Consider the following 19,034-nt stretch of genomic DNA (forward strand, 5'->3'; position numbering starts at 1 on the left):
CGATTTGCCATCCCGTAACCTGGGTCGCCACGGGACTCCTGCGGCCTGTAGGGAGGGCTTGTCATGACCTCGCACCGTGCGCTCTCACCCTCGTCGAATGCTCGCCTTTGGGGCAACGGTGCCGCCCTGATGCTCGTGGGCGCTGCTGTGCGGTTTCTTCGGCTTGCGTTTCCGCTGCTCTTCGCTGTTTGCGTCTCGGTATGGCTCGTCGGGTGCGGGGCGGCGGGCGTGCGCGCGGAGGGATGGGCGCAGGAGCTCCAGGGCAAGAGCTTGTTTCGCGTCTGCCGGCGTCATCCCCGCGTCGGCCCGCATGCGCGCTACTGGTACGAGCTCGGGGACGGAGTGCATCGACCGGCGTTCGAACCGCTCGAAAAGCTCCTGGAAAACCCTTCGGTCAAGGCCGTCTTCATCCATGACCCCCACGCGCCGCCCGAGAGCCGGAGGCTTTTGGGGCTCGCGTATCAGGATCTGCCCTGCGACAAGCCGCCGCCGCCGCCGCCGCCGCCGCCCGAGAAGATTGCGGCGGAAGAGCCGGAAGCCGGGCCGGCCAAGCGCACCACGGTCCGAACCGAGACGCGGACGTCGGCGATGAGGCCCTGCGAGAGGCCGCGCAAGAGGCCACCCGATCAGCGTTTCCTCGGGCAAACGGCGCCCACGCCCGCTCCGATGCCTGGGACGAGGGTGCCGTGTCCGCCGCCTCCTCCGGGGAAGACATACGAAGAACAGAAAGTCAACCTGGCGCGGAGGGACGCCGAGGAGGAGGCGAGGCGCACGGGGGAGCGGATCGGGCGCGAGTGGGGGGCGACGCTCGGCAAGGCGGCTGGAGTGAAGGACTCCATCGACGTCACGTATTTAGGAAACTTCGATTATGACATTCGGGACAAACCTGATGCCGAAGTCTTCGAAGTCATCCGGACCAATCTTGCCAAACAACTCGATGCAATCCCTGACCTGCCGACATACGACGACGAGCGGCTCGCCACGATCGCCTGGGAGGGCTTCCTCAAGGGGTATGGGCGAGGCTGGGCGGACGCCGAGCTGAAATTCGCGATCGTGAACGCCCTGGCGGACACCTTGTTGATGGTCGCCTCCGGGGGAGCGGCGGCCCTGGAGACCGTGGGGGCGAGGGTGCTGCGGGGCGCCCAGCAGAGGCTACGAAGTATGCCGGTGTTCCTGCCGAGCGCGGCGGGCGGACCGGGCGGGTTCTTGCGGCGGCCGAAGCTGCCGAGTCCGCCGGCCGCGAGCACGCCGAAGGCAGTGGCACCGCCCAGCGCGACGACAGTCACGACGACGACGAAGCCGGTCAGGGCGCCGAACGGCGCGGCGGGGCAGGCGGGGGCGCCGAAAATTCGGAACCAGCACCTCGCGGGCAAGAACCACCCCAAGACCGGGGTGCCCTTCGATGCCGAGGGGTATCCGGATTTCAAGGCTGCTGGCGTCGTAAAAAGGGAGGTAAAGATCACCCAGACGGGGGACCGGCCTCATGATTACCGGCTCGCGAATGAGGCAGCGGGAGAGAAAGTAACGCCCAAAGACCATACGTGGCACCATCACCAGGACGGGAAGACGATGCAGCTCGTGCCCACACAAATTCATGCGGACACAGGACATACCGGCGGGGTCGCAACGAAGGGGAGACCATGACATGGAAATCACAGACCGCGGAGAACCTTTGAGCGAGCAGGCCCTCCGAGAGTTGGAGGAGAAGCTCGGCGTGCGCCTGCCCGAACCCTATCGCCGGTTTTTGCAAGAGTACAATGGAGGCCGGCCAGACCCGGACATACTCGACATCGCCGGAGCCCCCTTCAAGGGCGCGGACGTCCACGTATTCTTTGGCCTAGGACGAGAGTACGAATCCGAGGATCTCTTGTGGAACAATGAGGACTGGAAGCGGCCCAGCTTGGGCAATGATGTCCTCGCAATCGCGTGTGATTCAGGCGGAAGCCTCTTCGGCATCGTCACCGAGGGGGAGCAGCGAGGCCGCGTGTACTATTTCGACTACTATGCGGACTGGGAGCCCTACTTCGTCGCCAGCGACTTCGACGCGTTCCTCCAGAAACTGCGAGCGTGGACGCCCGAGGAGCTAGCCGAGATCAAAAAGCTCGCGGCGGAGAACGCGGCGGCGAACGCCGCGGAGCTTGACCCCGACAAACCTGCCGAGTAGGATTCGCGGCAGAGACATGGACGACCAACTCGACCTCGGTCCGGCGTACGCGCCGTCCGCCGCGTCGCCGCCCGCCGCGCCCCTCCCCAGCGTGGTCGCGCCCTACGAAAGGGTGGTGATGTTCTCTTTCCCGGTCGGCGTCGTGGTCGGGCTGGTTGTAGGCTCTGTGGAGTATCTCCGGTTCGCCTACGCGCTGAGCTTCTTCGATCCGGACAAGCTCCTCCCGTATTTCACGGGCATCGCCGTGCTCCGCGTGATAGGCCCCTCCAGCGCCATGATCGCCGCATCGATCACGGCGGTCCTCGTCCTTCATCGCGCCGGGCGCAGGGCAAGCGGACCCATCGAGATCGATCACGCGCGCGTGCTCCTCGTCCTGGCGGCGCTCCCACATCTCACGGTCGTGACGATGCCATTCTGCGTCCTCGGCGCCCTGCTGGTGTGGCTTGCAAGAACCGCGGGAGCCGTGACCGTGTTTTTGAAAGCCATGCTCGACGTCGGGGTGATATGGACCCATTTCGCTTTCGGCCTGGCCTTCACCGCGCTCTGCGGGCTTTGGCTCACGTACCTGCTCCGCATCGGGGCAAACTGGCTCACCACGAAGAAGCACGGCCTCGCCCTGAAGCTCTTCGTCGCATTCGCCTCGCTCGCCATACCCAATGCTGTTCTACGGGCTGTCCTTTCGCTCGTGGATCCGGTTTGAGCCCGCTCTTCCGGTTGCACACCTCAGCTACCCAGCGGGTCGTCCTCAGCGAGCCGGCAGGCCGTCCTCGTCCTTCCGCAGGCCGTCGTCACCTACGCGGCAAGCCGTCCTCGTCCTTCCGTAGGCCGTTCTCATCTACGCGGCAGGCCGTCCTCACCTAACCGGAAGGCCGTCCTCACCTACCCGGCAGGCCGTCCTCGTCCTCCCGCAGGCCGTCGCCACCTACCCGGCAGGCCATCCTCAGCCTCCGAGAGCCTGGCCTCAGCGAGGCAAAAGCCCATCCTCGTCCTCCCGCACCCCGTCCTCAACCTCCGCCCCTGACGAGATCGTGCTGCCCCTGAAGGAAATATCCGGCGTCAGCGTCTCTCGCGCACCCCTAACCGGAGGTGCTCGATGACGACGGATACGTTCTCTCCTTATGCTGGCCCTTATGATGTGACCCTCGCTGACGTGAAGGACGATCTCGTCGATCTCCCCGCTGGATCCTCCAAGGGCTTCCGTGGCGTGCAGCCTGGCATCGAGGACGTCGTCGACGAGCTTGCCGGCGCCATTCCCGTGTTCGGTGATGCCGCGGGGATCCCCGCGAAGGTCTACGAGCGCTTCACCGTCGAGACGATGAGCATCGACGCCCTCACCAGGAAGGAGGCGCTCCTCGAAAAGATGCTCGAGGCCACCCGCGAGTCGAGGCGCCTCAAGGTCCACCAGCGCGAGAACACCATCGCCCAGATGGTCGACATCGCCAAGTCCACCGCCCAGCGCACCCGCAACAAGGGCATCCTCGCGCCCTTCGAGAAGACCGTCCGCTACAACGCCCAGACCGCGCTCAAGGCCGTGAAGACCCGCCGCAAGAACGAAGCCGCGAAAGCCGCGGCCACGTCAAGCCTCGAAAAGTAGCCCTTCGTTCGACGCTCGGGGGCTACGCGCGGGCAAGCCGAGCTACGCCCCCAAACCCCCGCCCCCTCCTCGGCCATCCCACAGCCGTCCCCCCTAACCCATCGATTCCGCTCTCCTCTGTAGTCTACCTTCGCGAGTTTGTAGACCCGTCCCGCACGATCGCTCTACCCTATACGACACTCATGGGTTCGTGTAGGCACGCTCGGGGCGGAGCGAGGGGCAGGGCGCGATGGATCGCAGCGCTTGCCCTGGTCTTGCCTTTGGGCCTCGGGTGCTCCGCGGGTCCCCCGCCGACCCGGTTTCTCGTCGAGGTCGCAATCACCGCCAAGGCGAACCGGAATTCGCCCGTCCCCATGACCCTCGTCGCGGTCCAGGACGCGAAGCTCTTCGACCAGATCATCAAGCTCACCGCCAAGCAGTGGTACGAGCAGCGCGAGCAGATGCGCCGGGATTTCCCGAGCGGCACCGCGTTCACCGAGTGGGATTGGGAATTCGTCCCGGGCCAGGCCCCACCACCCATGGTCGTCGAGGTCGACGGCAAGGCCCTCGGCGCCGTCATCTTTGCAAACTACCGCTCGCCCGGCGATCATCGCTTTCGTATTGGCCCGCAACGCCGGATGCGGGTCGACCTCGGCGACGACGACCTCGTCGTGAGCCCCCTCGATGCTCCGGAGGATTGACATGCGCGCCGACGACATTCCGCTCGCGATTCAATGGCACGACGGGATGCTCCTGTCGCCGCAGCACTTCCAGGAAGCCGATCGCAGATCCGAACGCCTGCTCGCCTATCACCTCGGACAAGCCGCGCCGTATCACCACGGCATCGTCGAACTCAAGCTCGCCGAAGGCACGCTCGGCAGCGGTCTCCTCCGTGTTCAGAAGGTCGAAGCCATCATGCCCGATGGCACCCTCGTCCATCACGCCGGCGGCAAACACGACCTCTCCGTCGACCTCCGCCCCCAGGCCGCGCTCGTCCGCGACGCACCCGCCACCGTCTTCCTCGCCGTCCCGCGCGCGCAGGCCGCCGTCTCCGCCTCCGCCGCGGACCTTGCGCGCCACCGCTCCGCCGAAGGCGCGGCCGTCGTCGACGAACACACCGGCGAAGATCCCCTCGAGATCCCGCGCATCGCCCCGAGCGTCCGCCTCCTCGTCGCGGCCGAACCTCCGCCGCGCCTCGTCTGTTTGCGCATCGCGCGCGTTCGCCTCGAAGGCGAGGCGTTCGTCGCGACCGACTACATCCCGCCGACCCTCGGCGTCGCCCCGGGCTCGCCCCTCGACGAGATGTGTCAACGCCTTGCCGGTCGCCTCCGCGAGAAGGCCATGCGCCTCGCCGAAAAGGCGAACTTCCTCTCACGCACCACCGATCGCGAGCTCATCGGCGAGATCCGCCGCCAGATCCAGTGCCTCGTCGCCGCGCTCCCTCCCTTCGAGGCCGTCCTCTACTCCGAGCGCCCGCATCCGTTCTCCCTGTTCGTCACGCTCACGGGCCTCGTCGGCCAGATCTCCTCGCTCGCGCGCACGCCCGTGCCGCCGCTCCTGCCGAGGTACCGGCACGACGACCTCCGCGCGACCTTCGAGAATGCCCGCGATCACATCTTCCGCATGGTCGACGAGGGCATCATCGAGTCGTTCACGGCCTATCCGTTCGACCTCAAGGAGGGCAAGTACAACGTCCTCTTCCAGCGCGAGTTCCGAACGCGCGCCGTCGTCATCGCCGTCCGCGCCCCGCGTGGCGTGCGCGAGGATCAGCTCCTCAACTGGATGAACGGCGCGCTCATCGGCGCCCCGGGGCGCCTGCGCACCATGCAGGAGAGCCGCATCCTCGGCGCTGGCAGGAAGCGCGTCGAGCGCCACGGCGACCTCGTCGCCACGCCCGGCACCTTGCTCTTCGAGCTCGAAGAGCAGAGCGTCTACCTCGACCCGGGCGAGCCGCTCACCTTGTGCAACACGGCCGATCCGACGGGCCAGAGCGGACCGTCCGAGGCGGTCCTCTACGTGAAGAGCGGGTAGGGGCGCGATGGCTGCTTCTCCGGGACGCTTTGCGCTCGGCCCCAAACAGGCCGCCCTGCGGGACCAGCGCGTCCTCGTCGACGCGTTCTGCAACTTCCACGCGGACGTCGTCACGCAGAAGCGCATCGTCGTCGCCTCGGGCGGCGTCATGCCCTACGACGCCGTCCAGCAGCGCCTCCTCGACGCCTTCGAACAGCAGGCCGGCAAGATCCAGAGCTCGCTCCCCGAGCACGAACGCCGCCTCTTCGAGGAGACCCGCTACGTCATGATCGCCATGGCCGACGAGGTCTTCCTCCACCTCGACTGGTTTGGCAAAGAGTACTGGGCAGACAAACCGCTCGAATCGATCGTCTTTCAGACCCGCGACTCGGGCGATCGTTTCTTCAATCGCATCGACGACGCCCTCAACGGACGCACCCCGGCGTCGTCGCAGCTCCTCACGGTGTACCTCACGGCCCTCGCGCTCGGCTTCCGCGGCCGGTACGCGCCCCTCGGCACCGGCGAGCCCGAGACCTACCGCGCGCGTATCGTCGACTTCCTCGCCCGCACCGATCCCGAGATCGTCCGCGGCGAAGACCTCTGCCCCCAGGCGCACGAGCACACCGCGACCGATACGCCCCAGAAACGTTTGCCCTCCCTCTCCCGAGGCATCCTGCCGTTCCTCGTCGTCATCCTCGGCTGGATCGTCATCGGTGAGATCCTCTGGCTTTATCGCACGGCCGAGCTCGACACCGTGCTCGACCGCATCGAGGACGCCACGTGACCGTCGGCACCCTCCTCAAGATCGTCGCCGGCCTGATCGCGCTCGCCGTCGTTGGCGTCGGGATCTACGCGTTCGTCCTCGCGCAGAAAAAGAAAGCGCAGAAGGCCGCGGAGCTCGCGAGGCAGGGCGGCGCGCCCGATCCCATCGCCGAGATCCGCGCCTCCGTGGCCAAGGCCAAAGCCGCGCTCGTCAAGAAGGTCCAGGACAAGACCGCGCGCGAGGAGATGCCGCGCTACCTCGTCCTCGGCGAACCCTCGTCCGGAAAAACCACGCTCCTCGGCGGCTCGGGCCTCAGCGTCCAGCTCATGGAGGGCGGCGATCCCGCGCCCGGCGATACGTCGTCCGTCAACCTCTGGATGCTCGGCAAGGCCCTCATCGTCGACGTCGCCGGCCGCCTCCTCTTCGGCGAGGGCGGCACGGCCGCGCCCGATCCGCCGTATCGCGCCCTGCTCCAGGAGCTCAAGCGCCTCCACCCCGATCGCCCCATCGACGGCATCCTGCTCACGGTCCCTTGCGCCGAGGTCATGCAGACGGCGCGCTCCACGCCCGCCGAGCGCAAGCGCAAGGCCACGATCCTGCGCGCCGCCATCTCCTTGGCGCAGCAGACCCTCGGCATGAACGTCCCGGTCTACGTGATCGTCACGCAGACCGATCGCCTCGCCGGTTTCCGTAGCCTCGGCATGGAGGTCGCGCAGACCCGTCGCGACGACATCCTCGGCTGGTCGAGCCCGCACCCGCCCTTCACCGACGGCTCCGAGGACTGGGCCTCCGAAGCGCTCGGCACCGTCCGCGATGCACTCCTCCGTTACCAGGCGCGACGCTTCGCCGGCCCCTCCGTCGTCCGCGCGCCTGACGACTTTTTCCTGTTCCCGAGCGAGATCGAGGCGCTCACCGACGGCCTGCAAACCTACGTCGACCCCGTCTTTCTCGAAGGCGCCGGCCAGGACACGCTCACCCTCCGCGGCATCTACTTTTGCGGCCTCGCCGATCCGCCCGGTCCTCCGCAGCTCACGGCCCCGGGCGCCACGCCCGCCGCGCTCGCGCCGCCGCCCGCGGCCGCGGCTGGGTCGGGCAAGGTCCTCTTCTCGAAGGACCTCTTCGAGCACAAAGTGTTTGCCGAGCGGAACCTCGGCCAGCCCGCGGCCGCCGCGCTCAGGAGCCGCCGGCGTATCAACCTCGCGCTCCAGATCGCGGCGTGTTGCCTCGGCGGCGCCTTCCTCGCGGCCCTCTGGATCGACGCCTCGCGCCTCGAACGCCGCACGAACGCGCTGATGCCGTTCCTCCGCGACGTGCAGAGCAACGTCCTTTCGGCGAAGAGCGAGGCCCCGGGCACCGAGGCGAACTTCGACGCCAAGAAGCTCCGCGCCAAGGCCCTGATCGAAAAACTCGAAACGATCGAAGAGTCGGGCCGCCTCCGCTCCCCGCTGAACCCCTCTTCCTGGTGGGGCCGCCTCGATCGCCGCGTCGATCAGGCGTTCGTCGTGGCCCTCGAGAGTGTCCTCGTCGACACCTTCCGCGCCGGCCTCAACGAGGAGGCCGCGCACCTCTTGCGCCCGCTCCCGCCGCAGCCCCCGCCCGACGCGTTTTTCCCCCTCAGCGTCGAGAAGAGCCAGGAGTACATCAACCTGGAGACGTGGCTGCGCGAGCTCACCGCGTTCGAGGCCCACGTCGCGCGCCACGACGGCCTGCTCGGCGAGTTGCCCAAGGACGCCACGCCCGACGCCCGCATGCAGAGCGTCGCCGACCTCTCGGATTACCTGCTCGGCTACAAGACTTCGCCCACGATCGCGGTCGACTACTACCGCAACGCCCTCGCGCGCGGCGCGCGCCGTCAGCCCTTTGACGTCGCCCCGCGCCGCGATCCGGCTCGGGAGAAGGCCACGGCGCTCTTCAAGGGCCTGCAGGATCGGGTCCTCGAAGCCTACAGCGACGCCGTCGTCCGCGCCGACGTCGAGCAGCTCGTGCAGAGCCTCAAGGACCTCGAAACGAAGGGCGCCGAGTACACCGTGCAGGACCTCTGGACCTTGCGCGACACGATCGCCCGGGTCGAAGCGCACCTCGGCGCGCCCACGCTCTCCTGGGTCTCGGGCGAGTCGCTCCCGCCGAACGAGGGCATCGCGAACCTGCTCAAGACCGTCAAGAATTCGCGCCTCCTCGGCCCCGACGTCGAGGCGTCCTTGCGCGGCGGCGTCGACGCGCGCCTGCTCGACCTCAAGACCTACGTCGCGAGCGCGGGCGCGCCCCTCTCCGGGCCCATCCTGGAGCGCAAGGGCGGCGTCCTGCTCATGCGCCTCTCGCCCTTCATCCTCGGGCTCAAGGCGCCCATCGACGCGCTCCGCCAGCAGACGTTCATGACGGCCGAGGAGGAGAAGACCCTCACGCCCGACGTCGATCGCTCGCGTGTCGACTGGGACGGCGAGGTGCTCAAAGAGGCCGCGCGTTTGCCCAAGGACTACGAGGCCTTCGTCCAGGGCGGCGTCCTCAAGACGGTCGATTCGCGCATCCGCAACACCATCTCCGACCTCACGGTCCGCCAGGTCAAGGCGAACACCCTCGGCGCCGTCGCCCGCGCCGCGCGCCCGGCCACGCCGCTGTCGGGGAACAACAATCGCCAGTTCGAGAACGTCCGCGCCGACGCCGCGAACCTCGGCCAGGCGATGGCGCCCATTCGCGAGATGATCGGCGCGTTCGTGCGCCTGCGCATGGACGACGCCCGCGATCGCCTGCGCGAGGTCTTGCGTGGCCAGGGCTCCGAGGTCCTCGGCCGCGGCGCCGACGTCCTGCGCGCCGAGAACCTCTACGGCCTCAAGAAGGGCGGCTTCACCTGGTGGGATGGCAAATCGACGCCGGCGTTCGAGGCGTTCAGCGTCCCCGACGCCGGGCGTTTGTCCGAGTATGCCGCGGCCCAGCGCACGCGCGCGGCCACGTTGCACAAGGAGCTCGCCGAGCCGCTGCTCACGGCCATGGAGAGCCCCGAGGTCGCGGGCGACGCGAGCGGTGATCCCAACGTCTCGCTCTGGCAGAACGTCGCCTGGCCGCTCAAGGATTACGAGAACAAGAAGGCGGGCAACGGGGTCTCGAACCTGGAGACCTTCATGCTCTCGGATCTCCCGCTCATCACGGCGAAGAACTGCATCGCCGAGCTCGACAAACGCGCCGGCGTCGACGGCTCGGGCGGCTTCTTCGCGGGCAAGCAGAAGTACATCGTCGAGGAGCTGCGCGAGCGGTGCCGCGTCCTTGCCGGCGAGGAGATGCGTGATCGTTATGCCGCGCTCCGCCGCACCTTCAACCGCGAGCTGTCGGGCAAGTTCCCCTTCGTGAAGATCGAGCCGGGCATCCGCGTCGAGGACGCGCGGCCCGAGACCGTGCGGCGTTTCCTCCAGGACGCCGCCGATTTCCGTTCCGATTTCGGCTACGTCCTCGGCAAGGACACGAAGGCCTCGGCCGGCGAGGTCGGGCGATTCCTCGAAAAGATCGAGGCTGTCCGCGCCTTCATGATGCCCATGTGGGCGCAGGTCGAGTCGGCCGAGGACGGCATCTACGACGTCAAGGTCGAGTTCCGCGTCAATCCCGGCCTCGAGGTCGGCGGCAACCGCATCGCCGAGTGGGCCGTGCGCCTCGCGGACGAACGCCTGTGGCGCGACGGCCCCAAGGCCGAGGCGAGCTGGCGCGTGAACGACTCGGTCCGCCTCGATCTGCGCTGGGCGAAGAGCAGCCTCGACGTCCCGCTGCCGACGCAGGGCCCCAATGTCTTCGTCAATGATCGGACCGTCACGTTCGAGGAGCGCGGCCCCTGGGCGCTCTTGCGCATGATCGCGTTCCATCAGACCGCGGCGCGCGACGGCTCGCAGAAGACCGAGGGGGGCTCGCACGTGCTCGGCTTCGTCGTGCAATCGTCGCCCGATCCGACGGGTGGCTTCATCGAGCGCGTCGGCACCGACGCCAACACCGTCCGTGTCTTCATCCGCGTCGCGCTCACCGGCGTCGAGAAGGACCGGCTCCTCCGATACCCCGAGTTTCCGGCGATCGCCCCGAACCTTTAGGAGACAGAGCCTCGATGTCGACGAAGGCCCCGCTCATCGATCTGGAGATCCTGCTCCAGCCCATCTCCGAGGAGGCGCCTTGTGGCACGTCTCTCCGGTACGAAGGCACCTACGATCGGGTCCGCGAGGCGCGCCGCGAGGACGACCCCTCGCTGCCGATGGGCGAATGGGAGACCAAGCTCAAGGTCTCCGACCTCGCGCTCGTGGACAAACTTTGCCAGGAAGCGCTGCGCAAGAAATCGAAGGACCTCCAGATCGCGGCCTGGCTCGTGGAGGCGTGGCTCCGGCGTTACCGCGTGAAGGGCCTCGGCCATGGTTTGTCCCTCGTCACCGGGCTCTGCGAGCGATTCTGGGACGGCCTCTTCCCCGAGGTGGGCGACGACCCCGACGCCGCGGCGCGCGCCGCGCTTTACGAGTGGATGGACGACGTCCTCTCCGATCGCCTGCGCCGCACGCCTTTCACGGAGGGCGACGGATCCTTTTCGCTGCTCGATTGGGAGCTCGGCGGCGCGTCTGTGTCCGCCGACGGGGAAGGGGAGGGCGCGCGGCCCACGCGAGAATCGCTGCTCGCCAAGATCTCGCTCGGCGGCGCGGGCACGCGCTGGACCGACATCGCGCTCGACGCGGGCACGGCCATCATGGCGGCCGAGGCGGCCGAGGCGGCGATCGCCGCGCAGATCTCGCGCCCGCCCACGCTCCGCCGCGTGCGGGAGGTCCTCACGCAGATCGAGCTCCTCGCGCGCGAAACGGCGCGTATCAACGGCGAGAGCGTGCCCGTGGCGAGCGCGCCCGCGGCGAGCCCGCCGCCGCTCGGATCGGCCGCTGCGGCTGCGGCGGCGTTCACGGCGCCTTCCGGGGGAGGGGCGGGCGGCTCGTTTGCGATCACGAGCCGCGCCGACGCCTATTATCGGCTCGCCGAGGCGGCCGAGTACCTCATGCGGACCGAGCCGCACAGCCCTGTGCCGTACCTGGTCAAACGTGCGGTGCAGTGGGGCAACATGTCGCTCGCCCAGCTCCTCTACGAGTTCGTAGGAAACCCCGATGATCTCGTGGCGATACAGCGCTTGCTCGGGATGCGCGGGAGGGAGGAGTAACGCCGGGGGGAAAAAGGGGGGGTGCGAGAGAGCGCCCCTACGAGGGTGTTGTGTTGACGAGCCTGGGCACGGTAAAAGGGTAATGCGCCAGCCTTACGCGCCGTGCGCGGGCGGGTTTTCGGAGAGTTCGCAAGCCGCGGCGCCGCCGCGAGAGCCGAGGAAGGGAGCCATCGATGGCAGAGAGCAAGCAGCACTGGCTGGACCGAAACCGTCCGCCGCGTGTGCAGATCACCTATGACGTCGAGACGGGCAACGCAATCGAGAAGAAAGAGATCCCGTTCGTGGTCGGCGTGCTCAGCGACCTGGGGCGGAACGAGGCAAACCCGCTGCCCAAGCTGAAGGATCGCAAGTTTGTCGAGATCGACCGCGACAATTTCAACGACGTCCTCGCCTCGACGAAGCCCGAGATCACGGTGAAGGTCGACGACGTCCTCAAGGGCACCGGCAAGATCGGGATTCCGCTGACGTTCACGCACCTCGACGATTTCCGGCCCGAGCGTCTCGTCGAGCGGATCCCGGAGCTCCGCAAGCTTCTTCGCGCGCGCGAGCGCCTGAACGATCTTCTCGCCAAGCTCGAGGGCAACGACGAGCTTTCGGCGGCGCTGCGTGAGGTCATGGAGAGCACGGATGCTCTCCAGAAGATCACGGCGGAAGTCTCCAAGGATCAGAGCTAGGCCGCGCGGAGGGTACGAACATGCCGGAAACTGTAAGCGTCAAGCAACTCATCGCCTCGAGCGCGGACGGCTCTGCCATCATCGATCAGATCCTCTCCGAGGGCGCGATGGTTCGCGGGGACAACCCCGTTCAGAAGAAGCACGCGCGCGACATCATCGGGGAGTTTTGCCAGCAGATCCTCGACGAGCGGGATCCGAACGACAAGCAGCGGGCCCTCGATCTCGGCGCGGTCGCGGCCATTCAGGATCGCATCAACGAGATCGACGAGATCATCGGCAAGCAGCTCGACGCGATCCTGCACGCGCCCGAGTTCCAGTATCTCGAGTCGCGTTGGCGGGGGCTTCACTACCTCGTCATGAACACGGAGACGAGCACGCGTCTCAAGATTCGCGTGATGAACGTCCGCAAGGACGAGCTACGCAAGGATTTTGAAGCCTCGCCCGAGTTCGATCGCAGCTCGCTTTTCAAGAAGGTGTACGAGGAGGAGTACGGCACGTTTGGCGGCGCGCCCTACGGCCTGCTTCTCGGCGACTACGAGTTCGACGGTTCGAATCCGGACGTCGGCCTTTTGACCGAGCTTTCGAAGGTCGCGGCGGCGGCGCACGCGCCCTTCATCTCGGCGGCGAGCCCGCACCTCTTCGACATGGAGAACTTCGGCCAGATCGGCGTGCCCGGTGATCTCGCCAAGCTCTTCGAGAGCACGCAGCTCATCAAGTGGAAGGAGTTCCGCGAGAGCGAGGACAGCCGTTATGTCGGCCTCGTCCTGCCGCACGTCCTCGTGCGCCTGCCGTATGGCCCGAAGGGCGTCCCCGTGGACGGGTTCGTCTACGAGGAGAACGTCGGCGCCGAGGACAAGAACTTCCTCTGGGGCAACGCGGCGTACGCGCTCGGCCAGCGCATCACGAACGCGTTCGCGCATTATGGCTGGTGCGCGGCGATCCGCGGCGTCGAGGGCGGCGGCCTCGTCGAGAACCTCCCGGTGCACGTCTTCAAGACGAGCGAGGGCGATCTCGCGGTGAAGACGCCGACCGAGGTGGCGATCACCGATCGCCGCGAGAACGAGCTCTCGGAGCTCGGCTTCATCGGGCTTTGTTATCGCAAGAACAGCGGCCAGGCCGCGTTCTTCGGCGGCGCGACCGCGAACAAGCCCAAGGTGTACAACCTGCCCTCGGCGACGGCGAACGCCCGTTTGTCGGCGCAGCTCCCGTACATCCTCGCGACGAGCCGGTTCGCCCATTACATCAAGGTCATGATGCGCGACAAGATCGGCAGCTTCATGACGAAGGACAACGTGTCGTCGTACCTCAACAACTGGATCGCGGACTACGTGCTCCTGAACGACGACGCGGGTCAGGACACGAAGGCGCGACTGCCTTTGCGTGAGGCGCGGATCGACGTGACGGACGTGCCCGGCAAGCCCGGCGCGTACCGTGCTGTCGTTTTCTTGAAGCCGCACTTCCAGCTCAACGAGCTCACGGTCTCGATGCGCCTCGTGGCGGATCTTCCGCCTCCGGCTGCGTGACGGGCCTCGCGAATCGGTGTAGGGTACATCAGGATGTTGCCGTCCCGCGCTCGAAGGGAGCGCGCGGGCGGCGACGGTCGACGGGGACGCGGAGGATTGCACGATGGAAACTAGTTTCTTGGAGATCGAGGGCGTCAAAGGCGAGAGCACGGCGAGCCAGGGGAAGGACAAGATCGAGATCCTTTCCTTCAGCCACACCGTCGCGATGCCTCTGACGGCGGGCGGCTCGGCGAACGCGCGCGCGCACGGCCGCACGGTTCATTCGGACTTCACGTTCAGCAAGTATCTCGACATCTCGTCGCCCACGCTGAACCTCAAGTGCAGCGGCGGCGACAACATCAAGAAGGCCGAGCTCACCGTCTTCCAGGCCGACAAGAATGACGGCGACATGGTTCTTTATTACAAGATCACGTTCGAGGACGTGATCCTGACGAACGTCGCGGTGAGCGGCGGCAGCGGCGGTCGTCCGGTCGAGACGGTCACGTTCAACTACCGCAAGATCAAGTGGTCGTACGCCCAGCAGGGCCAGCCTTCGCCGGCCGGCAAGAAGGGCACGGCCGAGGCGGGGTGGACGCTCGAGGAAAACAAGAAGCTCTAACCCGAGGACGATTCGGCGTCCCAGGGGAACGACAGAATGGCGAAAGCGTGGGGAGCCACGAGCGCGGGCAGGGTTCCCCTGTTCGACCGGCTGGTCGACGAGAACCCTGCTCAAAAACAGGAAGCCGTCCCCTATTGCACCCTCGATCGAGACGGGCTGCGCGCCTCGGTGGCCCGCGAGCTCGGTCGAATCCTCGGCACCCGCAGCCCCATCTCCGGCGACGAGGCTCTCTCCCGGCAGCGCACGACCATCGATTATGGTTTGCCCGACCTCGAGCTCGGCGGCCGTGCGCTCGTCCCGGAGGAGCTTCGCCGTCTCGTGCGCCTCGTGCAAAAGACGATCGAGGCGTACGAGCCGAGGCTCCAGAACGTACGCGTGGAAATCAAGCGATGCGAGGACGCGCCGCCGCATGCGCGCCTCGTGGTCGCGCTCTCGGCGACGCTCGTCACCGACGAGGTGCGTGAGCCCCTCTCGTTCGAGGCGCCGCTCGAAGGAGGCCCGGGGGCCGCATGAGCAAGGGTGATCCGGATCGGGAAATGCTCGAGCTGTATGCGCGTGAGCTCGCGTATCTGCGCGAGCGTGGCGCCGAGTTCGCCAAGGATTATCCGAAGATCGCGGCGCGCCTCGGCACCTCGAACCAGGCCTCGTCCGATCCACACGTCGAGCGCCTGGTCGAGGCATTCGCGTTCCTCTCGGCGCGCCTCACGCGCGACATCGAGGCGGAGCTGCCGATTTACACGACCTCGCTGCTCGGCACCCTTTATCCGCAGCTCGCGTGTCCCGTGCCGGCGATGGCGATCGCCGGGTTCGAGATCGACCCGAAGGAGGCCAAGCTCGGCTCCGGGTACACGGTCGAGAAGCACACGCCGCTTTTCGCGGCCTCGCAAACCGGGCCGGTCTGTCATTTCCGCACCGCGTATCCGGTCACGCTCTGGCCGATCGAGATCGTCAATGCGGGCATGGTCCCGCCCGAGAACCTCGACGTTCCCTCGTGGCTGCTCACGAACGCGGCGGCGGCGCTGGAGATCGAGATCGCGACGGGCGGCGTTCCGCTCGACAAACTCGGCATGCGCTCGCTCCGCTTCCACATCACGGGCGGGGGCATGGGCGCGGCGCGCCTCTACGATCTGCTCGCGGCGCACGCCGTGCAGGTCCTCGTGGTCGGGGAAAAACCCTCGGAGGACTGGGCCTACGGAAAGATCCGGCCCGTCGGCTTCGAGGCGAACGAGGACGTCCTGCCGTATCCGCCGCACGCGCACCGCGGCCATCGCCTCGTGCAGGAGTATTTCGCGTTCCCGGAGAAGTTCCATTTCTTCGACCTCGAACTGCCGAAGCTCCCGCCGCGCAAGAACGCGAAGATCCTCGTCCTCTTCGATCAGAAGCCGCCGGCCGGCGTCGCGGTTCGCCCGACGACGTTGAAGCTCGGCTGCACCCCGATCATCAACCTCTTCCCGCGCAGCGCCGAGCCCATCCGCGTCGATCACACCCGGCCCGAATATCGCCTCGTCGCGGACGCGCGTCGCGAGCGGACCACGGAGATCCATTCGATCACGCGCGTCGCGGCCACGGCGCCCGGCGAGCCCAAGCAGATCGATTACGCGCCTTTCTTCTCGTTCGTGCACCACCGCGCGGGCGAAAGACCCCGCGCGTTCTGGCACGCGCGCCGCGTCGCCACGGGCCGCAAGGATCTGCCGGGCACCGACGTCTGGCTCACGTTCGTCGACACCGATTTCAAGCTCTCACGTCCCCCGTCGGAGACCGTTTACGCCGGCGTCCTCTGCACGAACCGCGACCTCGCGAACGAGATCGCCAAGGACACGCAGCTCTCCCCCGAGCGCCCCGTCCCGGCCAAGAAAATCGTTTGTCTGACGAAACCAACCCCCCAGCGCGCCGCGCCGATGGGCGGCGAAGCGCTCTGGCGGCTCGTCTCGAACCTTTCGCAGAACCACCTCTCGATCACGGACGGCAAGACCGGCGTCGCCGCGCTCCGCGAGATCCTGCGCGCCTACGTCTTCGGCGATTCGCCCGACGCCGAGCGCCAGATCGACGCGCTCCTCGAAATTTCGAGCCGCGTGGTCACGCGTCGCCTCGGCAATGACGCGTGGCGGGGGTATTGCCGGGGCCTCGAGATCACGCTCACGCTCGCGGACGAGCAGTTCGCCGGATCGAGCCCGGTCCTTTTGGCCTCGGTCTTGAGCCGATTTTTCGCCTTGCAGGCGCACATCAATGCGTTCACCGAGCTCGTCCTGAAGCGCGCCTCGCGCGCGGAGGTCTGGAAACGATGGCCGCCCACGGCTGGCGAAAGAGCCCTTCTGTAGAGGCCTGGCTCTTCGACGAGGGGCACGCCTTCGATTTTTATCAGGCCGTCTCCCTCCTCGAACGCTTTCGGGAAGGCGACGCCGTCCCCGTCGGCGAGGGCTCCGATCCTTCGCGCGAGTCCGTGCGATTCGCCGGGAGCATCGCGCTCGCCTTCCCCGAGACCGACGTCGCGCGCATTCGCCCGCCGCACCGCGAACGCGAGCCCGCGCAGATGCTCGTGAACTTCCTCGGTCTCGGCGGCGCCCTCGGCCCACTGCCGCCGCCGATCGTCGAGTCGATTTACATGCGCGCCGTCCGCGGCGACACCGCGGCGCGGGATTTCCTCGACATCTTCAACCATCGCCTCGTCTCGTTCGCATATCGCATCCGCAAGAACCATCGCCTCGGCCTCGGCATCTCCTCGCCCGAAAAAGACGGCGCGGCGCGGCACCTCTTCGCGCTCATGGGCCTCGGCTTTCAGGCGCTCGAAGGCCGCCTCGCGGTCCAGGATCGCGCCCTGCTCGAACACGCGGCAAACCTCGGAAGCGAGTCCCGTTCGCTCGAAGGCCTCGTCGCCATTCTCCGCCGGCATTTCGGCGTCCCCATCGAGCCCATCCCGCTCACAGGCGCCTTTCACCCGATCGAGGAAAACGATCGCACGGCGATCGGCCGATCCGGTCAGAACCGCGCACTCGGCCGCGACGCATGTCTGGGGGGCCGTTTCTGGGATCAGGAGTCCACGTTCGATCTGCGCATCGGGCCCATGAAGCTCGATGAATTCCTGCGATTCCTCCCGGACGGCGACGCGCTCCGGCCTCTCTGCTCCCTCGTCCGTTTTTATGCAGGCGCACGATTCCACTTTGGCCTCATCCTCGTGCTGGCCGAGGGCGAGGCGCCGCGGATCGAGCTCGGCCGCGCCACGTGCGCGCTCCTCGGCCAAATCGCCTGGCTCGGAAACGTGAACAAGCACGGCGGCAGGGTGCGCGAGGTGCGTTTGTCGCGTGCGGCCATTCGGAAAGGCCTCGGTGAGGCGCCGGGCGGCTGAAACACTCCCTTGTCAACCGTCTGCGCGCCGGGATATCGTTCTGCTGAGGCCTTATGACGACTGCAGAACAGAGCCAGGGCGCCACGGAGAGCATTCCGAGCAAGCTCGGGAAGTTCGCCACGGAGCAGATCGACAAGGCCGAGGTCACGGTCACGAAGGGCGTCTCTACCGTCCGTGACTCCACGAACCAGATCATCAGCAAGGCCGAAGAGCAGATCCTCAAGCTCAACAAGGCCCTCTACGAGACCAAGAACGGCATCTCGTCCGGCATCGACACGGCCATCAAGGAGACGGAAGGCCAGCTCAAAGGGATCACGCCCGAGCTCAAGAAGATGGGCGAGGATGCGATCAAGACGGCCAAGGACAAACTCGACGGACTCGTCGACGAGGTCGAGGGCAAGCTCGAATCGCAAAAAGACTCGCTCGTCAAGACGGCGCAGGATCAGATTCGGAACGCGGCCGATCAGGCGAAGGGCAAGATCGACGAGATCGGACAGCTCGGCGAGGATCAGGCGAAGAAGGTCCTCGATGCGGTCAAGACGCAGGCCGACACCGTCGATCAGAAGCTCGGCGATCTCGAGGGGCAGATCGACGGCAAGATCCAGGCGATCGGCGACGACGTGCGCGGCAAGTTCGAAGCGGCGCTCGCCAAGGTGCCGGATCACGACGGCGCGAAGGTCGAGATGTCGGCGAACGTCGACGCCGTCGTCGCGGAGCTGCGTAGTGCCACGAAGGACTCGATCGAGCAGGCGCGCGAGACGCTCAAGTCGCTGGTCAAGCAGACCGACGACACGATCATGCAGACGATCGGCGACGTGCGGCGCGCGATCGGCGAGGTCCCCGCTCGCATCAACCAGTGTGCGCAGGACATCCTCGCGAAGGTCAATGACGCGATCCAGAAGACGATCGACGAGATCTCGAACCTCGCGCACGGGCTCGTGGCGCGCACGGCGGAGCTGCTCAACCAGGCGCTGCTCACGATCACGAGCACCGTCGACAAACTCCTCGCCGACGGCTTCGCGCTCGTGCGTGGGATCAAGGCGGATCTCGATCGTCTCCTCGACAAACTGCTCGAACAGATCCGGGATCTGACGCTCGGCACGCTGGAGGACGTCCGCAAGGCGGCGAACGAGCTACTCGGCACGTTCGAGGCTGAATGCAAGAAGATCCTCCAGACGATGGAGGAGTCCGTCATCGGCTCGGTCGAGGAGCTCGGCGGCAAGATGAA

Annotated in this window: 15 protein-coding genes; all 15 read left to right on the forward strand. The window is 67.0% G+C overall.

From position 1 onward, the window contains the following. Window positions 1–63 precede the first annotated feature (63 nt). The 15 genes from KEG38_RS23025 to tssG all read left to right on the forward strand — a co-directional run bounded on the left by KEG38_RS23025 (window position 64) and on the right by tssG (window position 17,806). A complete protein-coding gene (locus KEG38_RS23025; protein WP_272421901.1) occupies window positions 64–1,644 on the forward strand; it encodes an HNH endonuclease in 1,581 nt (526 codons plus the stop codon). A 1-nt stretch (window position 1,645) separates the two neighbouring features. Further along, window positions 1,646–2,164, forward strand: a complete 519-nt coding sequence (locus KEG38_RS23030; protein ID WP_272421903.1) for an SMI1/KNR4 family protein — start codon at window positions 1,646–1,648, stop codon at window positions 2,162–2,164. Window positions 2,165–2,180: 16 nt separating this feature from the next. Continuing rightward, window positions 2,181–2,864, forward strand: a complete 684-nt coding sequence (locus tag KEG38_RS23035) for a hypothetical protein (protein ID WP_272421904.1) — start codon at window positions 2,181–2,183, stop codon at window positions 2,862–2,864. A 393-nt stretch (window positions 2,865–3,257) separates the two neighbouring features. Further along, entirely contained in the window at window positions 3,258–3,758 is a 501-nt protein-coding gene (locus KEG38_RS23040; protein ID WP_272421905.1) for a hypothetical protein, read from the forward strand. Between the two features lie 353 nt (window positions 3,759–4,111). Beyond that, window positions 4,112–4,438: a hypothetical protein gene (locus KEG38_RS23045; RefSeq protein ID WP_272421906.1), complete on the forward strand. Its 327-nt coding sequence runs from the start codon at window positions 4,112–4,114 to the stop codon at window positions 4,436–4,438. A 1-nt stretch (window position 4,439) separates the two neighbouring features. Further along, window positions 4,440–5,768, forward strand: coding sequence for a type VI secretion system baseplate subunit TssK (gene tssK / locus KEG38_RS23050; RefSeq protein WP_272421908.1), 1,329 nt, complete (start codon window positions 4,440–4,442; stop codon window positions 5,766–5,768). A 7-nt stretch (window positions 5,769–5,775) separates the two neighbouring features. Then, window positions 5,776–6,531: a DotU family type IV/VI secretion system protein gene (locus KEG38_RS23055; protein WP_272421909.1), complete on the forward strand. Its 756-nt coding sequence runs from the start codon at window positions 5,776–5,778 to the stop codon at window positions 6,529–6,531. Next, window positions 6,528–10,574 carry a type VI secretion system protein gene (locus tag KEG38_RS23060; protein WP_272421910.1) on the forward strand — a complete coding sequence of 1,349 codons (4,047 nt, stop codon included), beginning with the start codon at window positions 6,528–6,530 and terminating at the stop codon, window positions 10,572–10,574. The genes KEG38_RS23055 and KEG38_RS23060 overlap by 4 nt, the downstream gene beginning before the upstream one ends. Before the next feature lie 14 nt (window positions 10,575–10,588). Continuing rightward, window positions 10,589–11,668 carry a type VI secretion system protein TssA gene (tssA, locus tag KEG38_RS23065; RefSeq protein ID WP_272421911.1) on the forward strand — a complete coding sequence of 360 codons (1,080 nt, stop codon included), beginning with the start codon at window positions 10,589–10,591 and terminating at the stop codon, window positions 11,666–11,668. Between the two features lie 173 nt (window positions 11,669–11,841). After that, window positions 11,842–12,342 carry a type VI secretion system contractile sheath small subunit gene (tssB, locus tag KEG38_RS23070; RefSeq protein WP_272421912.1) on the forward strand — a complete coding sequence of 167 codons (501 nt, stop codon included), beginning with the start codon at window positions 11,842–11,844 and terminating at the stop codon, window positions 12,340–12,342. A 20-nt stretch (window positions 12,343–12,362) separates the two neighbouring features. Further along, window positions 12,363–13,865: a type VI secretion system contractile sheath large subunit gene (gene tssC, locus KEG38_RS23075; protein ID WP_272421914.1), complete on the forward strand. Its 1,503-nt coding sequence runs from the start codon at window positions 12,363–12,365 to the stop codon at window positions 13,863–13,865. 103 nt (window positions 13,866–13,968) lie between these two features. Then, window positions 13,969–14,463 carry an Hcp family type VI secretion system effector gene (locus KEG38_RS23080; protein ID WP_272421915.1) on the forward strand — a complete coding sequence of 165 codons (495 nt, stop codon included), beginning with the start codon at window positions 13,969–13,971 and terminating at the stop codon, window positions 14,461–14,463. A 36-nt stretch (window positions 14,464–14,499) separates the two neighbouring features. Continuing rightward, complete coding sequence (gene tssE, locus KEG38_RS23085) at window positions 14,500–14,976, forward strand: type VI secretion system baseplate subunit TssE (RefSeq protein ID WP_272421917.1); 477 nt, start codon at window positions 14,500–14,502, stop codon at window positions 14,974–14,976. Then, a complete protein-coding gene (gene tssF / locus KEG38_RS23090; protein WP_272421918.1) occupies window positions 14,973–16,781 on the forward strand; it encodes a type VI secretion system baseplate subunit TssF in 1,809 nt (602 codons plus the stop codon). Before tssE ends, tssF begins: the two co-directional genes overlap by 4 nt. Further along, window positions 16,745–17,806 carry a type VI secretion system baseplate subunit TssG gene (tssG, locus tag KEG38_RS23095; RefSeq protein WP_272421919.1) on the forward strand — a complete coding sequence of 354 codons (1,062 nt, stop codon included), beginning with the start codon at window positions 16,745–16,747 and terminating at the stop codon, window positions 17,804–17,806. The genes tssF and tssG overlap by 37 nt, the downstream gene beginning before the upstream one ends. Window positions 17,807–19,034: the final 1,228 nt, after the last annotated feature.

This window comes from Polyangium jinanense, assembly GCF_028435265.1.
GTDB classification, from domain to species: Bacteria; Myxococcota_A; Polyangia; order Polyangiales; family Polyangiaceae; genus Polyangium; species Polyangium jinanense.

Excerpts from the sequence above, each read along its gene's own strand:
- tssK (WP_272421908.1), top strand. The coding sequence starts at position 4,440 with ATGCGCGCCGACGACATTCCGCTCGCGATTCAATGGCACGACGGGATG.
- KEG38_RS23030 (WP_272421903.1), top strand. The coding sequence starts at position 1,646 with ATGGAAATCACAGACCGCGGAGAACCTTTGAGCGAGCAGGCCCTCCGA.
- KEG38_RS23080 (WP_272421915.1), top strand. The coding sequence starts at position 13,969 with ATGGAAACTAGTTTCTTGGAGATCGAGGGCGTCAAAGGCGAGAGCACG.
- KEG38_RS23025 (WP_272421901.1), top strand. The coding sequence starts at position 64 with ATGACCTCGCACCGTGCGCTCTCACCCTCGTCGAATGCTCGCCTTTGG.
- tssA (WP_272421911.1), top strand. The coding sequence starts at position 10,589 with ATGTCGACGAAGGCCCCGCTCATCGATCTGGAGATCCTGCTCCAGCCC.
- KEG38_RS23055 (WP_272421909.1), top strand. The coding sequence starts at position 5,776 with ATGGCTGCTTCTCCGGGACGCTTTGCGCTCGGCCCCAAACAGGCCGCC.
- tssB (WP_272421912.1), top strand. The coding sequence starts at position 11,842 with ATGGCAGAGAGCAAGCAGCACTGGCTGGACCGAAACCGTCCGCCGCGT.
- tssF (WP_272421918.1), top strand. The coding sequence starts at position 14,973 with ATGAGCAAGGGTGATCCGGATCGGGAAATGCTCGAGCTGTATGCGCGT.
- KEG38_RS23040 (WP_272421905.1), top strand. The coding sequence starts at position 3,258 with ATGACGACGGATACGTTCTCTCCTTATGCTGGCCCTTATGATGTGACC.
- tssG (WP_272421919.1), top strand. The coding sequence starts at position 16,745 with ATGGCCGCCCACGGCTGGCGAAAGAGCCCTTCTGTAGAGGCCTGGCTC.
- tssE (WP_272421917.1), top strand. The coding sequence starts at position 14,500 with ATGGCGAAAGCGTGGGGAGCCACGAGCGCGGGCAGGGTTCCCCTGTTC.
- KEG38_RS23045 (WP_272421906.1), top strand. The coding sequence starts at position 4,112 with ATGACCCTCGTCGCGGTCCAGGACGCGAAGCTCTTCGACCAGATCATC.
- KEG38_RS23035 (WP_272421904.1), top strand. The coding sequence starts at position 2,181 with ATGGACGACCAACTCGACCTCGGTCCGGCGTACGCGCCGTCCGCCGCG.
- tssC (WP_272421914.1), top strand. The coding sequence starts at position 12,363 with ATGCCGGAAACTGTAAGCGTCAAGCAACTCATCGCCTCGAGCGCGGAC.